The sequence below is a fragment of the Streptomyces sp. NPDC056479 genome (assembly GCF_042795335.1).
Taxonomy (GTDB): Bacteria; Actinomycetota; Actinomycetes; order Streptomycetales; family Streptomycetaceae; genus Streptomyces.
Window position 1 is genome coordinate 1,165,714 of sequence record NZ_JBHTRZ010000002.1, and the last position, 13,876, is coordinate 1,179,589.

Sequence of the window (13,876 nt, forward strand, 5' to 3'; positions counted from 1 at the left end):
ACGCAGCGTAATCGGAAACCGACGCGTTCGCAGAACCGTGGACGGCCGGTTCGGTCACATGGGTTCGGTGAGCTCAGTCACGCAGCCCGTTGAACCGGCCCTGGTGGTACAGCAGTGGACGTCCGTGTCCGGCGGGGTCACCGAGGACGACCTCGGCCAGCACGATGCGGTGATCACCGGCCGGGACCCGCGTCGTGACCCGGCAGACCATCCAGGCCAGGACGCCGTCGAGGAGGGGGACGCCCTCGGGGCCCTCGCGCCAGTCGGTGGAGGGGCCGAAGCGGTCGGCGCCGCTGCGGGCGAAGGTGCCGGCCAGCTCCTGCTGGTGCTCGCCGAGTATGTGCACGCCGACGTGTTCCGCGGTGGCCACCGCCGGCCAGCTGGAGGCGGTGGTGCCGATGCCGAAGGAGAGCATCGGGGGCTCGGCGGAGACAGAGGTGAGGGACGTGGCGGTGAAGCCGACCGGTCCCGTCTCACCGCGCGCGGTGATCACGGCCACTCCGGCGGCATGACGCCGGAACACGGAGCGAAGCAGGTCGGGGGAGGCTAGCCGAGGTGTACCCAGGCCGGGCGTGGCCGTCATGGAGTTGTCCTTCTGCGAGGGGAGGGGTGCGGGTCCGTGGGTGCTCAACAGCCCGGACAGCACGCGCTCGCGGTGCGGGCCAGATCGACATGGGCCCGTCCGAAGAGAAGGAGTTCCTCACACATACGGTCAGGCTGACGATAGGTGGTGCGCACAGTCAAGTACGTCCCGGGATGTGGGAGATGACTCACCCTCGTGTCACGACCCCTCAGACCGCTTCCCCCAGAGCCGCGATCACGTCCGCCTTGCGCGGCTGACCGGTGGCCCGCCGTACGACGTTGCCGTCGGCGTCGAGGACCAGCACGGTCGGGGTCTTGAGGATGTCGAGCCGGCGTACGAGGCCCAGGTTGTCCTCGGCGTCGATCTCGACATGGGTCACTCCGGGGACCAGGCCGGCCACCTCGCCTAGCACCCGCCGGGTGGCCCGGCAGGGCGCGCAGAAGGCGCTGGAGAACTGCACGAGGGTGGCGCGCTCGCCCAGCTCCACGCCCAACTCGGCCGCCCCGAGCCGCTTTCCGTCGTCGCGCCCGCGCACCCGTACTCTCCCGCTCCGCCGCCGCTGCAGCACTCCGTAGGCGCTCGCCACCGCGAGCACCGCCACACACACCACGAGTCCGGTCATCACCCTGCTCAAGCGTTCACGAGACTGCAAAGATTCCCAGCTCCCGGAAGGCTGCCCGTTGCGGAATGCTTGATTCATGGACATCGATGTGAGGGGGCCGCGGTTCGGGGCGGCCGTGACGGCCGTGGTGCTGGCGGTCGTTCTGGTCACCGGCAACGCCTGGCTGCTCGCCTGGCAGACGCTGGCGTTCGCGCTGGGCGCGGCGGGCGGGGTGGGCCGGTCGCCGTACGGCCTGCTGTTCCGCAGGGTCGTGCGGCCGCGGCTCGGCCCCCCGACCGAGTTCGAGGCGCCGGAACCCCCGCGGTTCGCACAGGCGGTCGGGCTGGTCTTCGCCGGCCTGGGTCTGGTCGGGTACACCCTGGGGCCGGACTGGTTGGGGCTCGCCGCGACCGGGGCCGCGCTCGCGGCCGCCTTCCTGAACGCCGTCTTCGGTTACTGCCTGGGGTGCGAGATGTACCTGCTCGTGCGACGCGTGACGGTGCGCGCCGGGTAAAGCCGACGCCAAAATCCGAGGTGGATCACGGGGCCGACGTGACGAGGATCTCGCCCTTCCCCGGCACTTGGGCTTGGCCCTCGGCCGTTCTTGGGGCACGATCTGCGACAAGCCGTAAACCTACGGCTGCGTAACTTTTCCACTGGGAGACCCCGTCCCAGGCAGAGAAGGAAGGGTCCACCCCGTCCATGGCAGAGCTTGTCTACCGTCCCGTCGTCGGTTTCGCCCAGGCATTGTTCAAGGCGTGGGACCTCAAGATCGACTGCAAGGGGTCGGAGAACATTCCGCGCTCGGGCGGCGCTGTGCTGGTGAGCAACCACATCAGCTACCTGGACTTCGTCTTCGACGGCCTGGCGGCACTCCCGCAGAAGCGCCTGGTGCGCTTCATGGCGAAGGAGTCCGTGTTCCGGCACCGGATCTCCGGTCCGCTGATGCGCGGCATGAAGCACATCCCGGTGGACCGCAAGCAGGGCGAGGCGGCGTACGCCCACGCGCTGGACTCCCTGAGGTCCGGCGAGATCGTCGGGGTCTTCCCGGAGGCCACGATCTCGCAGTCGTTCACGCTGAAGAGCTTCAAGTCGGGCGCCGCCCGGCTGGCCCAGGAGGCGGGCGTACCGCTGATCCCGATGGCCGTGTGGGGCACCCAGCGCCTGTGGACCAAGGGCCACCCGCGGAACTTCAAGCGCAGCCACACCCCGATCACGATCCGGGTCGGCGAGGCGATCGAGGCGTCCCGGGACAAGTACGCGGGCGCGATCACCCGCCAGCTGCGCGAGCGCGTCCAGGAACTGCTGGAGGCCGCCCAGCGCGCCTACCCCGTACGCCCGAAGGACGCGAGCGACACCTGGTGGATGCCTGCGCACCTCGGCGGTACGGCACCGACTCCGGAGCAGGTCCGCGCGGCCGAGGCCCACTAGGCGCTCCCGCTGGGGGGTGCCGCGGCTTGGGCCGCCTGCCGACCGCTGAGGCTTCGTGGCCGGTCGCGGACTTCCCCGCGCCCCTTGGGTAGCGCTGCCGAACCGCAGGCTAGGGGTGGACCGTGATCCGCGCTCCCGGGCTGAACTTCTCCAGGAGGCCGGCGAGTTCGGCGGCCGCCTGCTCCACCTCGGCGACGGGCATCGGCGCCATGCTCTCCAGCAGAAAGATTCCGGACACCGTCTCCTCGGTGAGCCGGGTGCGCGGGCCCTGGCGCCAGTTCCAGCGGCGGCAGGTCACGCCCCGCTCGTCACGCCACACGACCTCGCCCGCGTCGGGATGCTCGACGACCTCCGCACCGCCGACGACGGTCACGAAGTCCTCCTCGCCGGTGGCGCGCACCAGGCGCATACCGCCCTCGATGCGGTCGATGTCCTCACCGCCCACCGGGACGAGATACGCGACGCTGATCGCGTTGTAGACATCCACGAGCAGATTGATCCTTGGCAGTCCCGCCTCCGACAGGGCCCTCTTGGCCAGCGCCTCCGCGGAGTTGCGGGTGCGTGACGGCTTCGACCCGAACGCCGTGTACGCCTCCCGCCAGGCCGTCATGTGCGGGTCCTCGTGCGGAGCGCGCCCGTCCAGCCGTACGGCGAGACGCCGCGCCGCGTCGTCGAGGAGCGCGGAACTGGCCTCCGTGCTCGGGCCGTTGACCAGTCCGTGCGCCTCGACGGCGATAGGGGTGAAGCCGGGCGCGAGGGCGCGGACCTCGTCGGACACGATCAGGGGGAGGGTCATGGACTGCCTCAGAGTGCGGCGGGGAGCGTCTTCCACAGGTGCGGCCGGTCGGGGGCGGACCTGAGCACGCTCAACACGGACGGGTGCGGTGCAGCATACAGGACTGGATAGTCCAGCTCATTGGACTCCAGATCGGGCGTGAAGGCCAGCCGCTCGCCGTCGAGCGAGAACCGGGCGTCCACCCCCGGTTTGTTGCCCCGCGGATCCTGCCGGTGCCAGGCCCCCTTGAACCGCACGGCGACCAGTCCGTGCACCACATCGAGCTTCTGGTAGCACAGCGCGGTCGGGATGTCCTCGGCCCGCAGCAGCGCGGCCAGCGCGTGAGCCTTGGCGTAGCAGATGCCGGTGCCCCGTTCCAGGACGTCGGAGGCACGCCAGGTGACCCGCAGATCACCGGAGTCCTGCGAGTGCGGGATGGTGTCGCGCACGAACTCGAAGGCCGCTCGCGCATAGTCATACGAGTCGGCCACCCCCTCGGCGAGCCTGGCAGCCGTCTCGCGCACGACCGGATGATGATGGTCGATCACCCCATCGGCGGCCAAGTAGGCAGACAGGTCTGCGGTTTCCTGGATCATCTGCATGAGAGCAGAGGGTAGGCGGCTGCCGAGTCGCACGTCAATCAATTTGCGAAGGGGTGTATATTTATGCAGCGAGAGATTTGGCCGGTCATCGCCGCAACCTCACACCCCGCTACAACCCCTCCCCCGCGCCGCGGGTCTCGCCACCGAACAGGTCATCGACTAGGGGGAAGCCATGAAGTCTCGCCTGCTCACAGCCGCGCTCGCCGGCTGTGCCCTGGCCGCGGTGGGGGCCGGGCCCGTGCACGCCGCGTCCGATCAGCTGTGGATCGACGTGCCCTCGGAGACGGTGCTGCCGGCGCCGGGCTCGGGGGGTCCGGTCCAGCGCACCCTCGCGGTGCGGGTCACGCACGACAACACCGAGAGCGAGGTCGCGCCCGGCCGGCTGACCGTGGACGCGAGCGAGATCGCCTCCTTCGCGCGGGTGTCGTGGCCCTCGAACTGCGCACCCGAGTCGGCGGTCAAGGCGGTGTGCGACTTCCCGGGGATGCCGGCGGGGACGAACATCGTGACGGCGGCTCAACTCGGCCTGAGCGCGCTGCCGGACGCCGACCTCGAAGCCACCGGGTATGTGCGCCACACCGCGACCGCCGGTGAACTCACGACGTTCCCGGCGGAGACCCGGATCAGCCTGGGCGACGGCCCCGATCTCGGACTCAGCCAGGCCGAGTACCAGCGCGATCTCAGGCCCGGCACGAACACCCAGGTGAGCGCGACGGTCGGCAACAACGGCAACCGCTCCGTGCAGCGGACGCTGCTGTGGATCAACGCGTCGTACGGGCTGCGGCTCAAGGACCGGCACTCCAACTGCGAGTACCGGCAGCATGAAACCGGGACGTCCGCGCTGTGCGTGCTGGACGAGGCGGTGGCTCCGGGCGAGCAGTACGCACTGACGACCGGTCTGCGCGTGGGGCACAAGGCGCTGTACGAGCGGTTCGACCACTCCGTCCTGCCGTACTCGGACCAGGCGCTGGAAGAGGCACGCGGCGAAGGGACCTGGACCCCGGGAACGGGTCCCGAGCTGGACCTGCGCCCCGTGGCGGCGCCGCGGGCCGTCGCCGGTGAGGACGACATCGATCTGTCGGACAACTACCGGACCGTCATCCTCGACGCCAGGAACACCGCCGACCTGAGGCTCACCGGCAGCAGGGTGCGCGGGGCAGCCGGCGACACCGTGACCGCCGCGGTCACCGTCCACAACCGGGGCCCGGCGTGGGTGGCGTCGCTGGGTGCGGGCGCGGCCGTGGCCACGGTCCCGATCCAGGCGCCCGAGGGCACGACGATCGTCGGCGTGCCGGAGAACTGCTGGTCGTCCGAGGAGGGAGCGGCCGTCACCACCTACTTCTGCCGGACGCCGATCTACCTGCACGACAAGGCGTCCTACACGATGGAGGTGCAGCTGCGGATCGACGAGGTGGTGCGCGGGGCACGCACCACCGTCGAGACCCTCAACGACGACCCGGAGCTGTCCATCAGGGAGTTCGACCCGAACCTGCGCAACAACAGGGCGCGGATCGTCGTCAACTGACGGACCACGTCCGCTAGCGCGCCATCTCCTCCTTCAGCGCCGCCACGAACGCGTCCACGTCGTCCTCGGTCGTGTCGAACGCGCACATCCAGCGCACGACACCCTCCGCCTCGTCCCAGAAGTAGAAGCGGAACTTCTTCTGCAGGCGCTCGCTCACGTCGTGCGGGAGCCTGGCGAAGACGCCGTTGGCCTGCACCGGGTAGAGGATCTCCACTCCGTGCACGGCGCGGACGCCTTCGGCGAGTCGCTGGGCCATCTCGTTGGCGTGCCGGGCGTTGCGCAGCCACAGGTCCTTGGCGAGCAGTGCCTCCAACTGCACCGACACGAAGCGCATCTTGGAGGCCAGCTGCATGGACAGCTTGCGCAGGTGCTTCATGTGGCTGACGGCGTCCTGGTTGAGGACGACGACCGCCTCGCCGAACAGGGCGCCGTTCTTGGTGCCGCCGAGGGAGAGGATGTCGACGCCGACCGCGTTGGTGAACGTCCGCATGGGCACGTTCAGCGAGGCGGCGGCGTTGGCTATCCGGGAACCGTCCAGGTGCACCTTCATGCCGTGCGCGTGGGCGTGGTCGCAGATCGCCCGGATCTCGTCCGGCGTGTAGAGGGTGCCCAGTTCCGTGCTCTGGGTGATCGAGACGACCTGGGGCATCGCCCGGTGCTCGTCCTCCCAGCCGTACGCCTGCCGGTCGATCAGCTCGGGGGTGAGCTTGCCGTCGGGTGTGGGCACGGTGAGCAGCTTCAGTCCGCCCATCCGCTCCGGGGCGCCGCCCTCGTCGACGTGGATGTGCGCGCTCTCGGCGCAGATCACCGCGCCCCAGCGGTCGGTGACCGCCTGGAGCGCGACGACGTTGGCGCCGGTGCCGTTGAAGACCGGGAACGCCTCGGCGGTGGCACCGAAGTGACTGCGGACGATCCGCTGGAGGTTCTCGGTGTAGTCGTCCTCGCCGTAGGCGACCTGGTGCCCGCCGTTGGCCAGGGCCAGGGCGGCGAGCACCTCCGGGTGGGCGCCGGCGTAGTTGTCACTGGCGAAGCCGCGGACGTCCGGGTCGTGGTGGCGACGGGCGTCGGTCTTCGGAGGGTTCACGGCTTCTCGGTCAGCCACAGACGGTTTCCGTTCACTTCGGCGGCGGGCTTGTCCCAGACGCCGACGACGGCATCGGCCAGGTCCTTGACGTCCGTGAAGCCCGCGAACTTCGCGTTGGGGCGATCGGCACGCATCGCGTCGTGCACCAACGCCTTCACCACCAGGATGGCAGCCGCGGACGTCTGGTCCTCGGTGCCCCCGGCCTTGTGGAAGGCGTCGGCGAGCGCGAGCGTCCAGGCCTCGGCGGCGGCCTTGGCGGCGGCGTACGAGGCGTTGCCCGCGGTGGGCTTCGAGGCGCCGGCGGCGCTGATCAGCAGATACCGCCCGCGGTCGCTGCGCTGGAGGGCCTCGTAGAAGGCCAGTGAGGTGTGCTGCACGGTGCGGATGAGCAGCAGCTCCAGGAAGTCCCAGTCGTCGAGACTGGTCTTGATGAAGGTCTCGCTGCCGCGCCAGCCGCCGACGAGATGGACCAGGCCGTCGACGCGGCCGAACTCCTTCTCGGTGCGCAGCGCCCAGTCGCGGGTCGACTCCAGGTCGAGCAGATCGACCGTCTCGCCGGTGACGGCCGCGCCGCCGGAGGCGTAGCGTGCCGCGTCCACGGCCTCCGCCAGCCGCTCCGGGTCGTTGTCCGCGCCGACCACGGTCGCGCCCGCCTCGGCCAGTCGCCGCAGTGCCGCCCGGCCCGCGGGACCGCCCGCGCCGGCCACCGCGATCACCGCACCGCTGAGAGCTCCGTTCCCCGCCATCTTCTTCGCCTCCTGCTGAGCCGTGTTCTCGGTGCTGCGGTCGCTCACGCGGCGACCCGCTCGGCGCTCTCCGCCGTGATGCCCTTCGTGGAGGCGATCACGTTCTTCAGCTTCTTGGAGAGGGCCTCATAGAACATGCTCAGCGGAAACTCGTCCGGAAGCACGTCATCGACGAGCTTGCGCGGCGGCAGGGACAGATCCAGGGCGTCCGGGCCCTTGGCCCAGCGCGATCCCGGGTGCGGGGCGAGGTAGGCGGAGACGAGCTCGTAGCCGGCGAACCAGTGGACGAGCTTCGGGCGGTCGATGCCGTCGCGGTAGAGATTCTCGATCTCGGCGCACAGCTGGTTGGTGACCTGCGGGGCACGCTCCCAGTCGATGTGCAGCTTGTTGTCGGTCCAGCGCAGGACGTCGTGCTTGTGCAGGTAGGCGAAGAGCAGCTGGCCGCCGAGACCGTCGTAGTTGCGGACGCGCTCGCCGGTGACCGGGAAGCGGAACATACGGTCGAACAGCACGGCGTACTGCACGTCACGGGCCTGCGGGACGCCGTCGGCCTGGAGCTTCACGGCCTCCTTGAAGGCGGTGAGGTCGCAGCGCAGCTCCTCGAGGCCGTACATCCAGAACGGCTGGCGCTGCTTGATCATGAACGGGTCGAACGGCAGGTCACCGTGGCTGTGGGTGCGGTCGTGGACCATGTCCCACAGCACGAATGCCTCTTCACAGCGCTTCTGGTCGTGGACCATCGCGGCGATGTCCTCGGGCAGCTCCAGGCCGAGGATGTCGACGGCGGCGTCGGTGACACGGCGGAAGCGGGCGGCCTCGCGGTCGCAGAAGATGCCGCCCCAGCTGAAGCGCTCGGGCGCCTCGCGCACGGCGATCGTCTCGGGGAAGAGCACGGCGGAGTTGGTGTCGTAGCCGGCCGTGAAGTCCTCGAACTTGATGCCGCAGAACAGCGGGTTGTCGTAGCGGGTGCGCTCCAGCTCGGCCAGCCACTCCGGCCAGACCATGCGCAGGACGACCGCCTCGAGGTTGCGGTCGGGGTTGCCGTTCTGCGTGTACATCGCGAAGACGACCAGGTGCTGGAGGCCATCCGCGCGGCCCGCGGCGGGCTGGAAGGCCAGCAGCGAGTCGAGGAAGTCGGGCACCTCGAAGCCGCTCTCGGCCCAGCGGGTCAGGTCCTTCACGAGGGCCGCGTGGTAGGCGGCGTCGTGCGGCAGCAGCGGGGACAGCTCACCCACGGCCTCCACGACACGCCGTACGGCGGCCTCGGCGTCCGCCCTGGAGGGCGCGCCCTCGGCCTCGAAGTCGATCGACCCGTCCTTGGACTGCCATGGCCGGATCAGCTCCACGGCATCCTTGAGCACCGGCCAGGCCGGGTGCTCAACCACCCTGGTCACGGGAGGGACCTGCTCCTCCACGGCCGCCTGCACAAGAATTTCCGTCATGTCCCATCCTCCACGGGAGAACCTCGCGTAAGGACACCGTATGCATACGAGGTTTCTCTCAGCAAGTAGAGGTCCGGGAAATTATCCTGCGCACCCCCAAGGTCACCGAATTTTTTCCTGTTGGATGCTGCGACGGCGATTAGACCGGCATCCCGTGGGCAGACGCAGGGCCGGACCACCAGAACCGGTCAATTCGCGCGGGACTCGCCCACGCCAGGGTGACCGGACAGAGGGGCAGGATCCAGGCACGGCACGTCCATCGCCGCAAACCCTGCGTACACGTGGGGTTCATCACGCGCACCGACCACTAGGCTGCGGCACTGCCGCGCGAACAGTCCGCTCCGGTTCGCGCGCGAGCCGAGCCGCCGTCGACGGAAGCGAGTTGAACCTTGAACTTCCTTACCATCGGTCATCGCGGAGTGATGGGTGTCGAACCCGAGAACACCCTCCGTTCCTTCGTCGCCGCCCAGCAGGCCGGCCTCGACGTCATCGAACTCGATCTCCATCTGAGCAAGGACGGCGCACTCGTCGTCATGCATGACACCGACGTGGACCGCACGACCGACGGAACCGGCGCGATCGCCGACAAGACCCTCGCCGAGCTGCGTGCCCTGGACGCGGGCCGCGGCGAGCGCGTGCCGGTGTTCGAGGAGGTCCTGGACGCGGTGAGGTCGCCGCTCCAGGCCGAGATCAAGGACGTCGCGGCGGCACGGGCGCTCGCCGAGGTGATGAACGACCGGGATCTGGCCCCTCGGGTCGAGGTGTCCTCGTTCCACGACGACGCCGTCGACGAGATCGCCCGGCTGGTGCCCGGGGTGCGGACCGCGCTGATCGCCAGCCGCTACGGCACCGACATCGTGGACCGGGCCGTCGCGGTCGGCGCGGCGACGGTCTGCCTGAACATCCGCCGGCTCACCCTGGAGATCGTGGAGCGGGCCCGCAAGGCGGACCTGAGGATCATCGGCTGGGTCGTCAACACGCAGGACCACCTGCGTCTCGTACGGGCCCTGCAACTGGACGGCGCGACCACCGACTACCCGGAGATCAAACGCACCGCCCGCTTCACCGCGTGAGGGTCCAGCGCATGAACGTCACACCAGCTCCTTGACCAGCAGCTCGAACTGAAGGTCGTCCCGCTGCGGGATGCCGAAGCGCTCGTCGCCGTACGGGAACGGGGTCATCCGGCCCGTACGGCGGTAGCCGCGCCGCTCGTACCAGGCGATCAGGTCGTCCCGCACGGAGATCACGGTCATGTGCATCTCGGTCACGCCCCAGGTCTCGCGGGCCCGTCGCTCCGCCTCCGCGATGATCACCTTGCCGAGGCCGGCACCCTGGAGGACGGGGCTGACCGCGAACATGCCGAAGTAGGCGTACTCACCTCGGTGCTCGAGCTGGCAGCAGGCGACGACCCGTCCGTCCCGCTCGACGGTGAGCAGTCGGCTGTCGGGCGACTTGATGACCTCCCGCACGCCCTCCGGGTCGGTCCGCTGCCCTTCGAGGATGTCCGCCTCGGTGGTCCAGCCGGTCCGGCTGGAGTCCCCGCGGTAGGCGGACTCGATCAGCACGACCAGCGTGTCCACGTCGGCGTCGGTGGCATCGCGGAAGGTGAGTCCGGTGTCGGCGGGGCTCGCGGCGGTGTCCATGGGGCGCTTCTCCACTCTCGGGCGCGGCTCGGGCACCGCTGAGCGTAACGCGCCACTAGGCTCCGGCTGCATGGTGCACGTACTGAGCGGCCGGACCCTGCTCCACCCCATCGACCCCGAGCGGTCCCGTGTCTTCTACGGCGAGCAACTGGGCCTCGCCGTCTACCGCGAGTTCGGCACAGGGCCCGAGCGCGGCACCGTCTACTTCCTCGGCGGGGGCTTCCTGGAGGTCTCGGGGCGTTCCGAGACCCCGCCGTCCCCGGCCGTGCAGCTGTGGATGCAGGTCGAGGACGCCGCCGCCGCGCACGAGGAGCTGGTGGCGAAGGGCGTCGAGATCGTGCGACCGCCGGTGCGGGAGCCCTGGGGTCTGATCGAGATGTGGATCGCCGACCCGGACGGGACGCGGATCGTGCTGGTGGAGGTGCCGGCGGACCATCCGCTGCGGTACCGGCCCGGAATCTAGGGCCGCTGCTCCCAGCCTCGGTCGGTGCGGGTCAGGGTGCCGTCGGCGACGCGGGCTCCAGTGGTTTGCGCCGGATGGCCGGGGCTCCGGGCGGGGCTTAGCGTGCTGGAGGGGGTTTCCTTCGCGGGAGGAGCGCCATGAAGCTCGACAAGCCGGTGACCGGCGGACCCTGCTGGACCGAGCTCGGGACCAGTGATCTGGCCGGGGCCAGGGGGTTCTACGAGGGGTTGTTCGGCTGGCGCGCCGAGACCGATCCGCGGCAGGAGGCGGGCGGCTACACCATCGCGCACCTCGGGGACGCGGCGGTGGCCGCGCTGACCCCGCTCTACCAGGAGGGGCAGCCGGTCTCATGGAACGTGTCGTTCGCGGTGGCGGACGCGGACGCCGCCGCGGAGCAGGTGACGCAGGCCGGCGGTACGGTGCTGGTCGGCCCGATGGACGTGTTCGACGTGGGCCGCTTCGCGGTGGCCGTGGACCCCACGGGTGCGGTCTTCCAGCTGTGGCAGGCGCGGTCGTTCACCGGTGCGGGGCTGCTCAACGCGCCCGGCGCGCTGGGCTGGGTGGAGCTGCTGACCCGGGCGCCCGAGCGGGCCGTGGAGTTCTACACGACGGTCTTCGGCTGGACCGTCAACGCCTCGGAGCACTACACGCAGTGGGGCATCGACGGCGCCGACTTCGGCGGGATGCTGACGATGGACGACAAGTTCCCGCACGAGGTGCCGGCGCATTGGCTGCCGTACTTCGCCGCGGCGGACGTGGACTCCACGGCGGCGGACGCGACCGAGGCGGGCGGCACCGTTCTCATGGAGCCGACGTCGGTCCCCGACGGTCCGCGCATCGCCGTGCTGCGGGACCCGCAGGGGGCGGTGTTCGGCGTGTACCGGGCGGCCGACGAGCGCTGACGCGACGGCTCGTCCGGTTCAGGAGCGCAGGGCCCCGAGCCGCCCCTCGAGCCGGCTCAGCAAGTCCCCCAGCAGGGCGGCGAGTTCGCCCCGCCCCTCGGGGTCGAGTTCGGACAGTACGGCCGTCTCGTACGCGAGTTGCTCCGGCAGAAGGTCGTCGACCAGCTCCCGGCCCGCGTCGGTGAGGCGGAGGTGGGCGACGCGGCGGTCGCGGGTGTCGCCGCGGCGCTCGACCAGGCCCCGCTCGGCCAGCTGCTTGAGGCGCTTGGTGACGGCGGCGCCCGAGGAGAAGGTCTCGCGGGCGAGTTCACTGGGGGTCAGCTCGTGGCCGGTGCGGCGCAGCGCGCCGAGCAGGTCGAACTCGGGGCGGCTGAGGCCCGCACGGCGCAGGGGGGCGTCCTCGGCCTGCTGGAGGAGGGCGGCACAGCGGTTGATACGGCCGATGATCTCCATGGGGGCGGTGTCGAGCTCGGGGTGGACGGTCTGCCACTGCCGGACCACCGCGGCCACCGTGTCATGTCTCGTCCCGGTCGGCCCGCCGTTCATCCCCGTCATGGCCGTACGCCCTCCGTCGTGGTGCCTGTGCGCTGGTCCGGGTGCGGCTTCGGGCTCCGCCCCGTAGCCGCGAGCGTACGGGGTCCGCTCCGCTCGGCACGCACGACCCGCGACCGGTGCGGAACGGCCACCGCCGCGGCGAGCCCGAGCAGCGCACCGATCAGGGTGTCCACGACCCGCTCGGTGATCAGCCGTCCGGGTTCCTGGAAACCGGCGAACTCGGTGATGAGCAGCGCCATCGGCGTCACACAGACGCTGCCGAGCCAGTAGTTGCGCCCGATCAGTGCCTCGGCGCCGAAGTTGAGGGCGAGACAGCACAGCACCAGGGCGACCTCGCCGGTGTGGGCGAGCGGCACCAGCGCGGCGAAGAGGAGGACGCCGAGCAGGTTGCCGACGACACGCTGGACGCCGCGCCCCCAGGTGAGGGTGAGGCTGGCCTGGTACAGGGACGCGGCGGTGACCAGGGCCCAGTAGCCGGCGGCCGATCCCCAGCGCGAGGGAGGCGTAGCCGGCGAGGGCGCAGCCGAGGGCGGTGCGCACGGCGAGCGGGGTCAGCGGGCGCAGACGGTGCCACAACGGGCCCGGGTGCGTGGTGAGTTCACCGCCGATGCCGGTGAGGTCGTCGACGTCGGGCACCGGCCGGGTGCCGCGTACTTCGCGAGCCCAGGTGCGCAGCAGTGCCGGGTCGGCGTCGACCGGGGCGGCGAGGGCGACCTCGGCGCGGAGGATGAGACGTTCGAGGGCGCGTCGGGTCTCGGAGGGGCTGCCCGCTGAGAGCAGTGCCTGCCGGGCGGCCCGTACGGCGGCGTGGGCCGGGGCGCGTTCCTGGTCCCTGCCGTGGGCCTCGGCGAAGGCGGCGGCCGCGTTCAGGGCTCCTGCGACGGCCCGGCGCTCCGGGCCGTGCGGTCGCAGCAGGCCGGGGGCCATGCCTACGAACCAGGCCCAGGCGCCGGCCGCGGCGGCCGCCGCGAGGTGGCCCGGGATCTGGCCGAGGGACTGCGGGCCGAACAGGGCGGCGGAGCTGATGAACGTGAGGACGACGTTGCCCGGCGGACCGATGCGGGTGGCGTCGCACAGCACCTTCTGCACGGCGGCCAGCACCGCGCCGACGGTGACCAGCACGACGGCGTCGCGGGTGAGCGAGGCCGCGACCAGGGCGGCGGCGAGACCGCCGAGCATGCCGAGCAGCACCCATGCGAGGGCACGGGCCCGGGCGGCGTAGGGCCGGTTGTGGGCGTAGAGCGCGCACAGGGACCCGGCCATGGTGTACATCGCCAGGTCGAGGTGGCCCAGCGCCAGCAGGGCGAGGTGGGACGGGGCGACGGCGGCGACCGCGCTCAGGGCGGGCTTGAACCAGATGTCCGAGGGCCGGCCGAGGCGGAGCACTCCGGCGAGCGGGAGACGACAGCGCATGACCATCACCTTAGCAAGTATTTTACTTGTAAAGCATATCCTCGCGAACCATCGTGCCCGCCATGACCTGCCGTGACCTTTCGTGCTCCGTCGAATGCTCCCCGTGTACAC

Annotated in this window: 15 protein-coding genes and 1 pseudogene; 6 read left to right on the forward strand and 10 right to left on the reverse strand. The window is 70.6% G+C overall.

Features of this window, described 5'->3' with window-relative positions; all coding sequences use genetic code 11:
• Positions 1 to 73 precede the first annotated feature (73 nt).
• Together ACFQ6S_RS11305 and ACFQ6S_RS11310 are read right to left on the reverse strand one after the other, a co-directional pair.
• Positions 74 to 583 (reverse strand): flavin reductase family protein, encoded by a 510-nt coding sequence (locus tag ACFQ6S_RS11305; RefSeq protein WP_383406343.1) that lies wholly within the window; start codon positions 581 to 583, stop codon positions 74 to 76.
• A 208-nt stretch (positions 584 to 791) separates the two neighbouring features.
• Positions 792 to 1,205 (reverse strand): TlpA family protein disulfide reductase, encoded by a 414-nt coding sequence (locus ACFQ6S_RS11310; protein WP_383406542.1) that lies wholly within the window; start codon positions 1,203 to 1,205, stop codon positions 792 to 794.
• Positions 1,206 to 1,281: 76 nt separating this feature from the next.
• Between ACFQ6S_RS11310 and ACFQ6S_RS11315 the strand changes: the two genes are divergently transcribed.
• Complete coding sequence (locus ACFQ6S_RS11315; RefSeq protein WP_383406346.1) at positions 1,282 to 1,698, forward strand: DUF4395 domain-containing protein; 417 nt, start codon at positions 1,282 to 1,284, stop codon at positions 1,696 to 1,698.
• A 188-nt stretch (positions 1,699 to 1,886) separates the two neighbouring features.
• Positions 1,887 to 2,615, forward strand: a complete 729-nt coding sequence (locus tag ACFQ6S_RS11320; protein WP_383406349.1) for a lysophospholipid acyltransferase family protein — start codon at positions 1,887 to 1,889, stop codon at positions 2,613 to 2,615.
• Positions 2,616 to 2,724: 109 nt separating this feature from the next.
• Here ACFQ6S_RS11320 and ACFQ6S_RS11325 read toward each other — a convergent pair whose 3' ends face one another.
• Together ACFQ6S_RS11325 and ACFQ6S_RS11330 are read right to left on the reverse strand one after the other, a co-directional pair.
• Positions 2,725 to 3,411 (reverse strand): B3/4 domain-containing protein, encoded by a 687-nt coding sequence (locus tag ACFQ6S_RS11325; protein WP_383406352.1) that lies wholly within the window; start codon positions 3,409 to 3,411, stop codon positions 2,725 to 2,727.
• 8 nt (positions 3,412 to 3,419) lie between these two features.
• The gene (locus ACFQ6S_RS11330; RefSeq protein WP_383406354.1) at positions 3,420 to 3,992 is read right to left on the reverse strand and encodes a transglutaminase domain-containing protein; all 573 of its coding nucleotides are present in this window, start codon (positions 3,990 to 3,992) and stop codon (positions 3,420 to 3,422) included.
• 172 nt (positions 3,993 to 4,164) lie between these two features.
• Between ACFQ6S_RS11330 and ACFQ6S_RS11335 the strand changes: the two genes are divergently transcribed.
• Positions 4,165 to 5,517 carry a hypothetical protein gene (locus ACFQ6S_RS11335; protein ID WP_383406357.1) on the forward strand — a complete coding sequence of 451 codons (1,353 nt, stop codon included), beginning with the start codon at positions 4,165 to 4,167 and terminating at the stop codon, positions 5,515 to 5,517.
• Positions 5,518 to 5,530: 13 nt separating this feature from the next.
• Here the strand turns inward: ACFQ6S_RS11335 and ACFQ6S_RS11340 are convergent, their stop codons facing one another.
• Genes ACFQ6S_RS11340 through ACFQ6S_RS11350 form a run of 3 tightly spaced genes read right to left on the reverse strand, consistent with a single transcriptional unit; the run spans position 5,531 to position 8,789 of the window.
• Complete coding sequence (locus tag ACFQ6S_RS11340; RefSeq protein WP_383406360.1) at positions 5,531 to 6,601, reverse strand: threonine aldolase family protein; 1,071 nt, start codon at positions 6,599 to 6,601, stop codon at positions 5,531 to 5,533.
• Complete coding sequence (locus ACFQ6S_RS11345) at positions 6,598 to 7,347, reverse strand: SDR family NAD(P)-dependent oxidoreductase (RefSeq protein WP_383406545.1); 750 nt, start codon at positions 7,345 to 7,347, stop codon at positions 6,598 to 6,600. The genes ACFQ6S_RS11340 and ACFQ6S_RS11345 overlap by 4 nt, the downstream gene beginning before the upstream one ends.
• A 44-nt stretch (positions 7,348 to 7,391) precedes the next feature.
• Positions 7,392 to 8,789, reverse strand: a complete 1,398-nt coding sequence (locus ACFQ6S_RS11350) for a DUF6421 family protein (protein ID WP_383406363.1) — start codon at positions 8,787 to 8,789, stop codon at positions 7,392 to 7,394.
• A gap of 389 nt (positions 8,790 to 9,178) precedes the next feature.
• On the opposite strand from ACFQ6S_RS11350, the gene ACFQ6S_RS11355 reads away from it, so the two are divergent.
• Positions 9,179 to 9,862, forward strand: a complete 684-nt coding sequence (locus ACFQ6S_RS11355; protein WP_383406366.1) for a glycerophosphodiester phosphodiesterase — start codon at positions 9,179 to 9,181, stop codon at positions 9,860 to 9,862.
• An 18-nt stretch (positions 9,863 to 9,880) separates the two neighbouring features.
• Here ACFQ6S_RS11355 and ACFQ6S_RS11360 read toward each other — a convergent pair whose 3' ends face one another.
• Positions 9,881 to 10,432: a GNAT family N-acetyltransferase gene (locus ACFQ6S_RS11360; RefSeq protein ID WP_383406369.1), complete on the reverse strand. Its 552-nt coding sequence runs from the start codon at positions 10,430 to 10,432 to the stop codon at positions 9,881 to 9,883.
• Positions 10,433 to 10,502: 70 nt separating this feature from the next.
• On the opposite strand from ACFQ6S_RS11360, the gene ACFQ6S_RS11365 reads away from it, so the two are divergent.
• Positions 10,503 to 10,895 (forward strand): VOC family protein, encoded by a 393-nt coding sequence (locus ACFQ6S_RS11365; protein ID WP_383406372.1) that lies wholly within the window; start codon positions 10,503 to 10,505, stop codon positions 10,893 to 10,895.
• A gap of 137 nt (positions 10,896 to 11,032) precedes the next feature.
• Positions 11,033 to 11,797 carry a VOC family protein gene (locus ACFQ6S_RS11370; protein ID WP_383406375.1) on the forward strand — a complete coding sequence of 255 codons (765 nt, stop codon included), beginning with the start codon at positions 11,033 to 11,035 and terminating at the stop codon, positions 11,795 to 11,797.
• 18 nt (positions 11,798 to 11,815) lie between these two features.
• Here the strand turns inward: ACFQ6S_RS11370 and ACFQ6S_RS11375 are convergent, their stop codons facing one another.
• Positions 11,816 to 12,352, reverse strand: coding sequence for a MarR family winged helix-turn-helix transcriptional regulator (locus ACFQ6S_RS11375; protein WP_383406378.1), 537 nt, complete (start codon positions 12,350 to 12,352; stop codon positions 11,816 to 11,818).
• Positions 12,349 to 13,765: pseudogene (locus ACFQ6S_RS11380) on the reverse strand (FUSC family protein). Before ACFQ6S_RS11380 ends, ACFQ6S_RS11375 begins: the two are co-directional and overlap by 4 nt.
• Positions 13,766 to 13,876: the final 111 nt, after the last annotated feature.

What these genes read in the sequence shown, in the direction of transcription:
- ACFQ6S_RS11305 (WP_383406343.1), bottom strand. Translation starts at nt 583, where the DNA reads ATGACGGCCACGCCCGGCCTGGGTACACCTCGGCTAGCCTCCCCCGAC.
- ACFQ6S_RS11310 (WP_383406542.1), bottom strand. Translation starts at nt 1,205, where the DNA reads ATGACCGGACTCGTGGTGTGTGTGGCGGTGCTCGCGGTGGCGAGCGCC.
- ACFQ6S_RS11315 (WP_383406346.1), top strand. Translation starts at nt 1,282, where the DNA reads ATGGACATCGATGTGAGGGGGCCGCGGTTCGGGGCGGCCGTGACGGCC.
- ACFQ6S_RS11320 (WP_383406349.1), top strand. Translation starts at nt 1,887, where the DNA reads ATGGCAGAGCTTGTCTACCGTCCCGTCGTCGGTTTCGCCCAGGCATTG.
- ACFQ6S_RS11325 (WP_383406352.1), bottom strand. Translation starts at nt 3,411, where the DNA reads ATGACCCTCCCCCTGATCGTGTCCGACGAGGTCCGCGCCCTCGCGCCC.
- ACFQ6S_RS11330 (WP_383406354.1), bottom strand. Translation starts at nt 3,992, where the DNA reads ATGCAGATGATCCAGGAAACCGCAGACCTGTCTGCCTACTTGGCCGCC.
- ACFQ6S_RS11335 (WP_383406357.1), top strand. Translation starts at nt 4,165, where the DNA reads ATGAAGTCTCGCCTGCTCACAGCCGCGCTCGCCGGCTGTGCCCTGGCC.
- ACFQ6S_RS11345 (WP_383406545.1), bottom strand. Translation starts at nt 7,347, where the DNA reads ATGGCGGGGAACGGAGCTCTCAGCGGTGCGGTGATCGCGGTGGCCGGC.
- ACFQ6S_RS11350 (WP_383406363.1), bottom strand. Translation starts at nt 8,789, where the DNA reads ATGACGGAAATTCTTGTGCAGGCGGCCGTGGAGGAGCAGGTCCCTCCC.
- ACFQ6S_RS11360 (WP_383406369.1), bottom strand. Translation starts at nt 10,432, where the DNA reads ATGGACACCGCCGCGAGCCCCGCCGACACCGGACTCACCTTCCGCGAT.
- ACFQ6S_RS11365 (WP_383406372.1), top strand. Translation starts at nt 10,503, where the DNA reads ATGGTGCACGTACTGAGCGGCCGGACCCTGCTCCACCCCATCGACCCC.
- ACFQ6S_RS11370 (WP_383406375.1), top strand. Translation starts at nt 11,033, where the DNA reads ATGAAGCTCGACAAGCCGGTGACCGGCGGACCCTGCTGGACCGAGCTC.
- ACFQ6S_RS11375 (WP_383406378.1), bottom strand. Translation starts at nt 12,352, where the DNA reads ATGACGGGGATGAACGGCGGGCCGACCGGGACGAGACATGACACGGTG.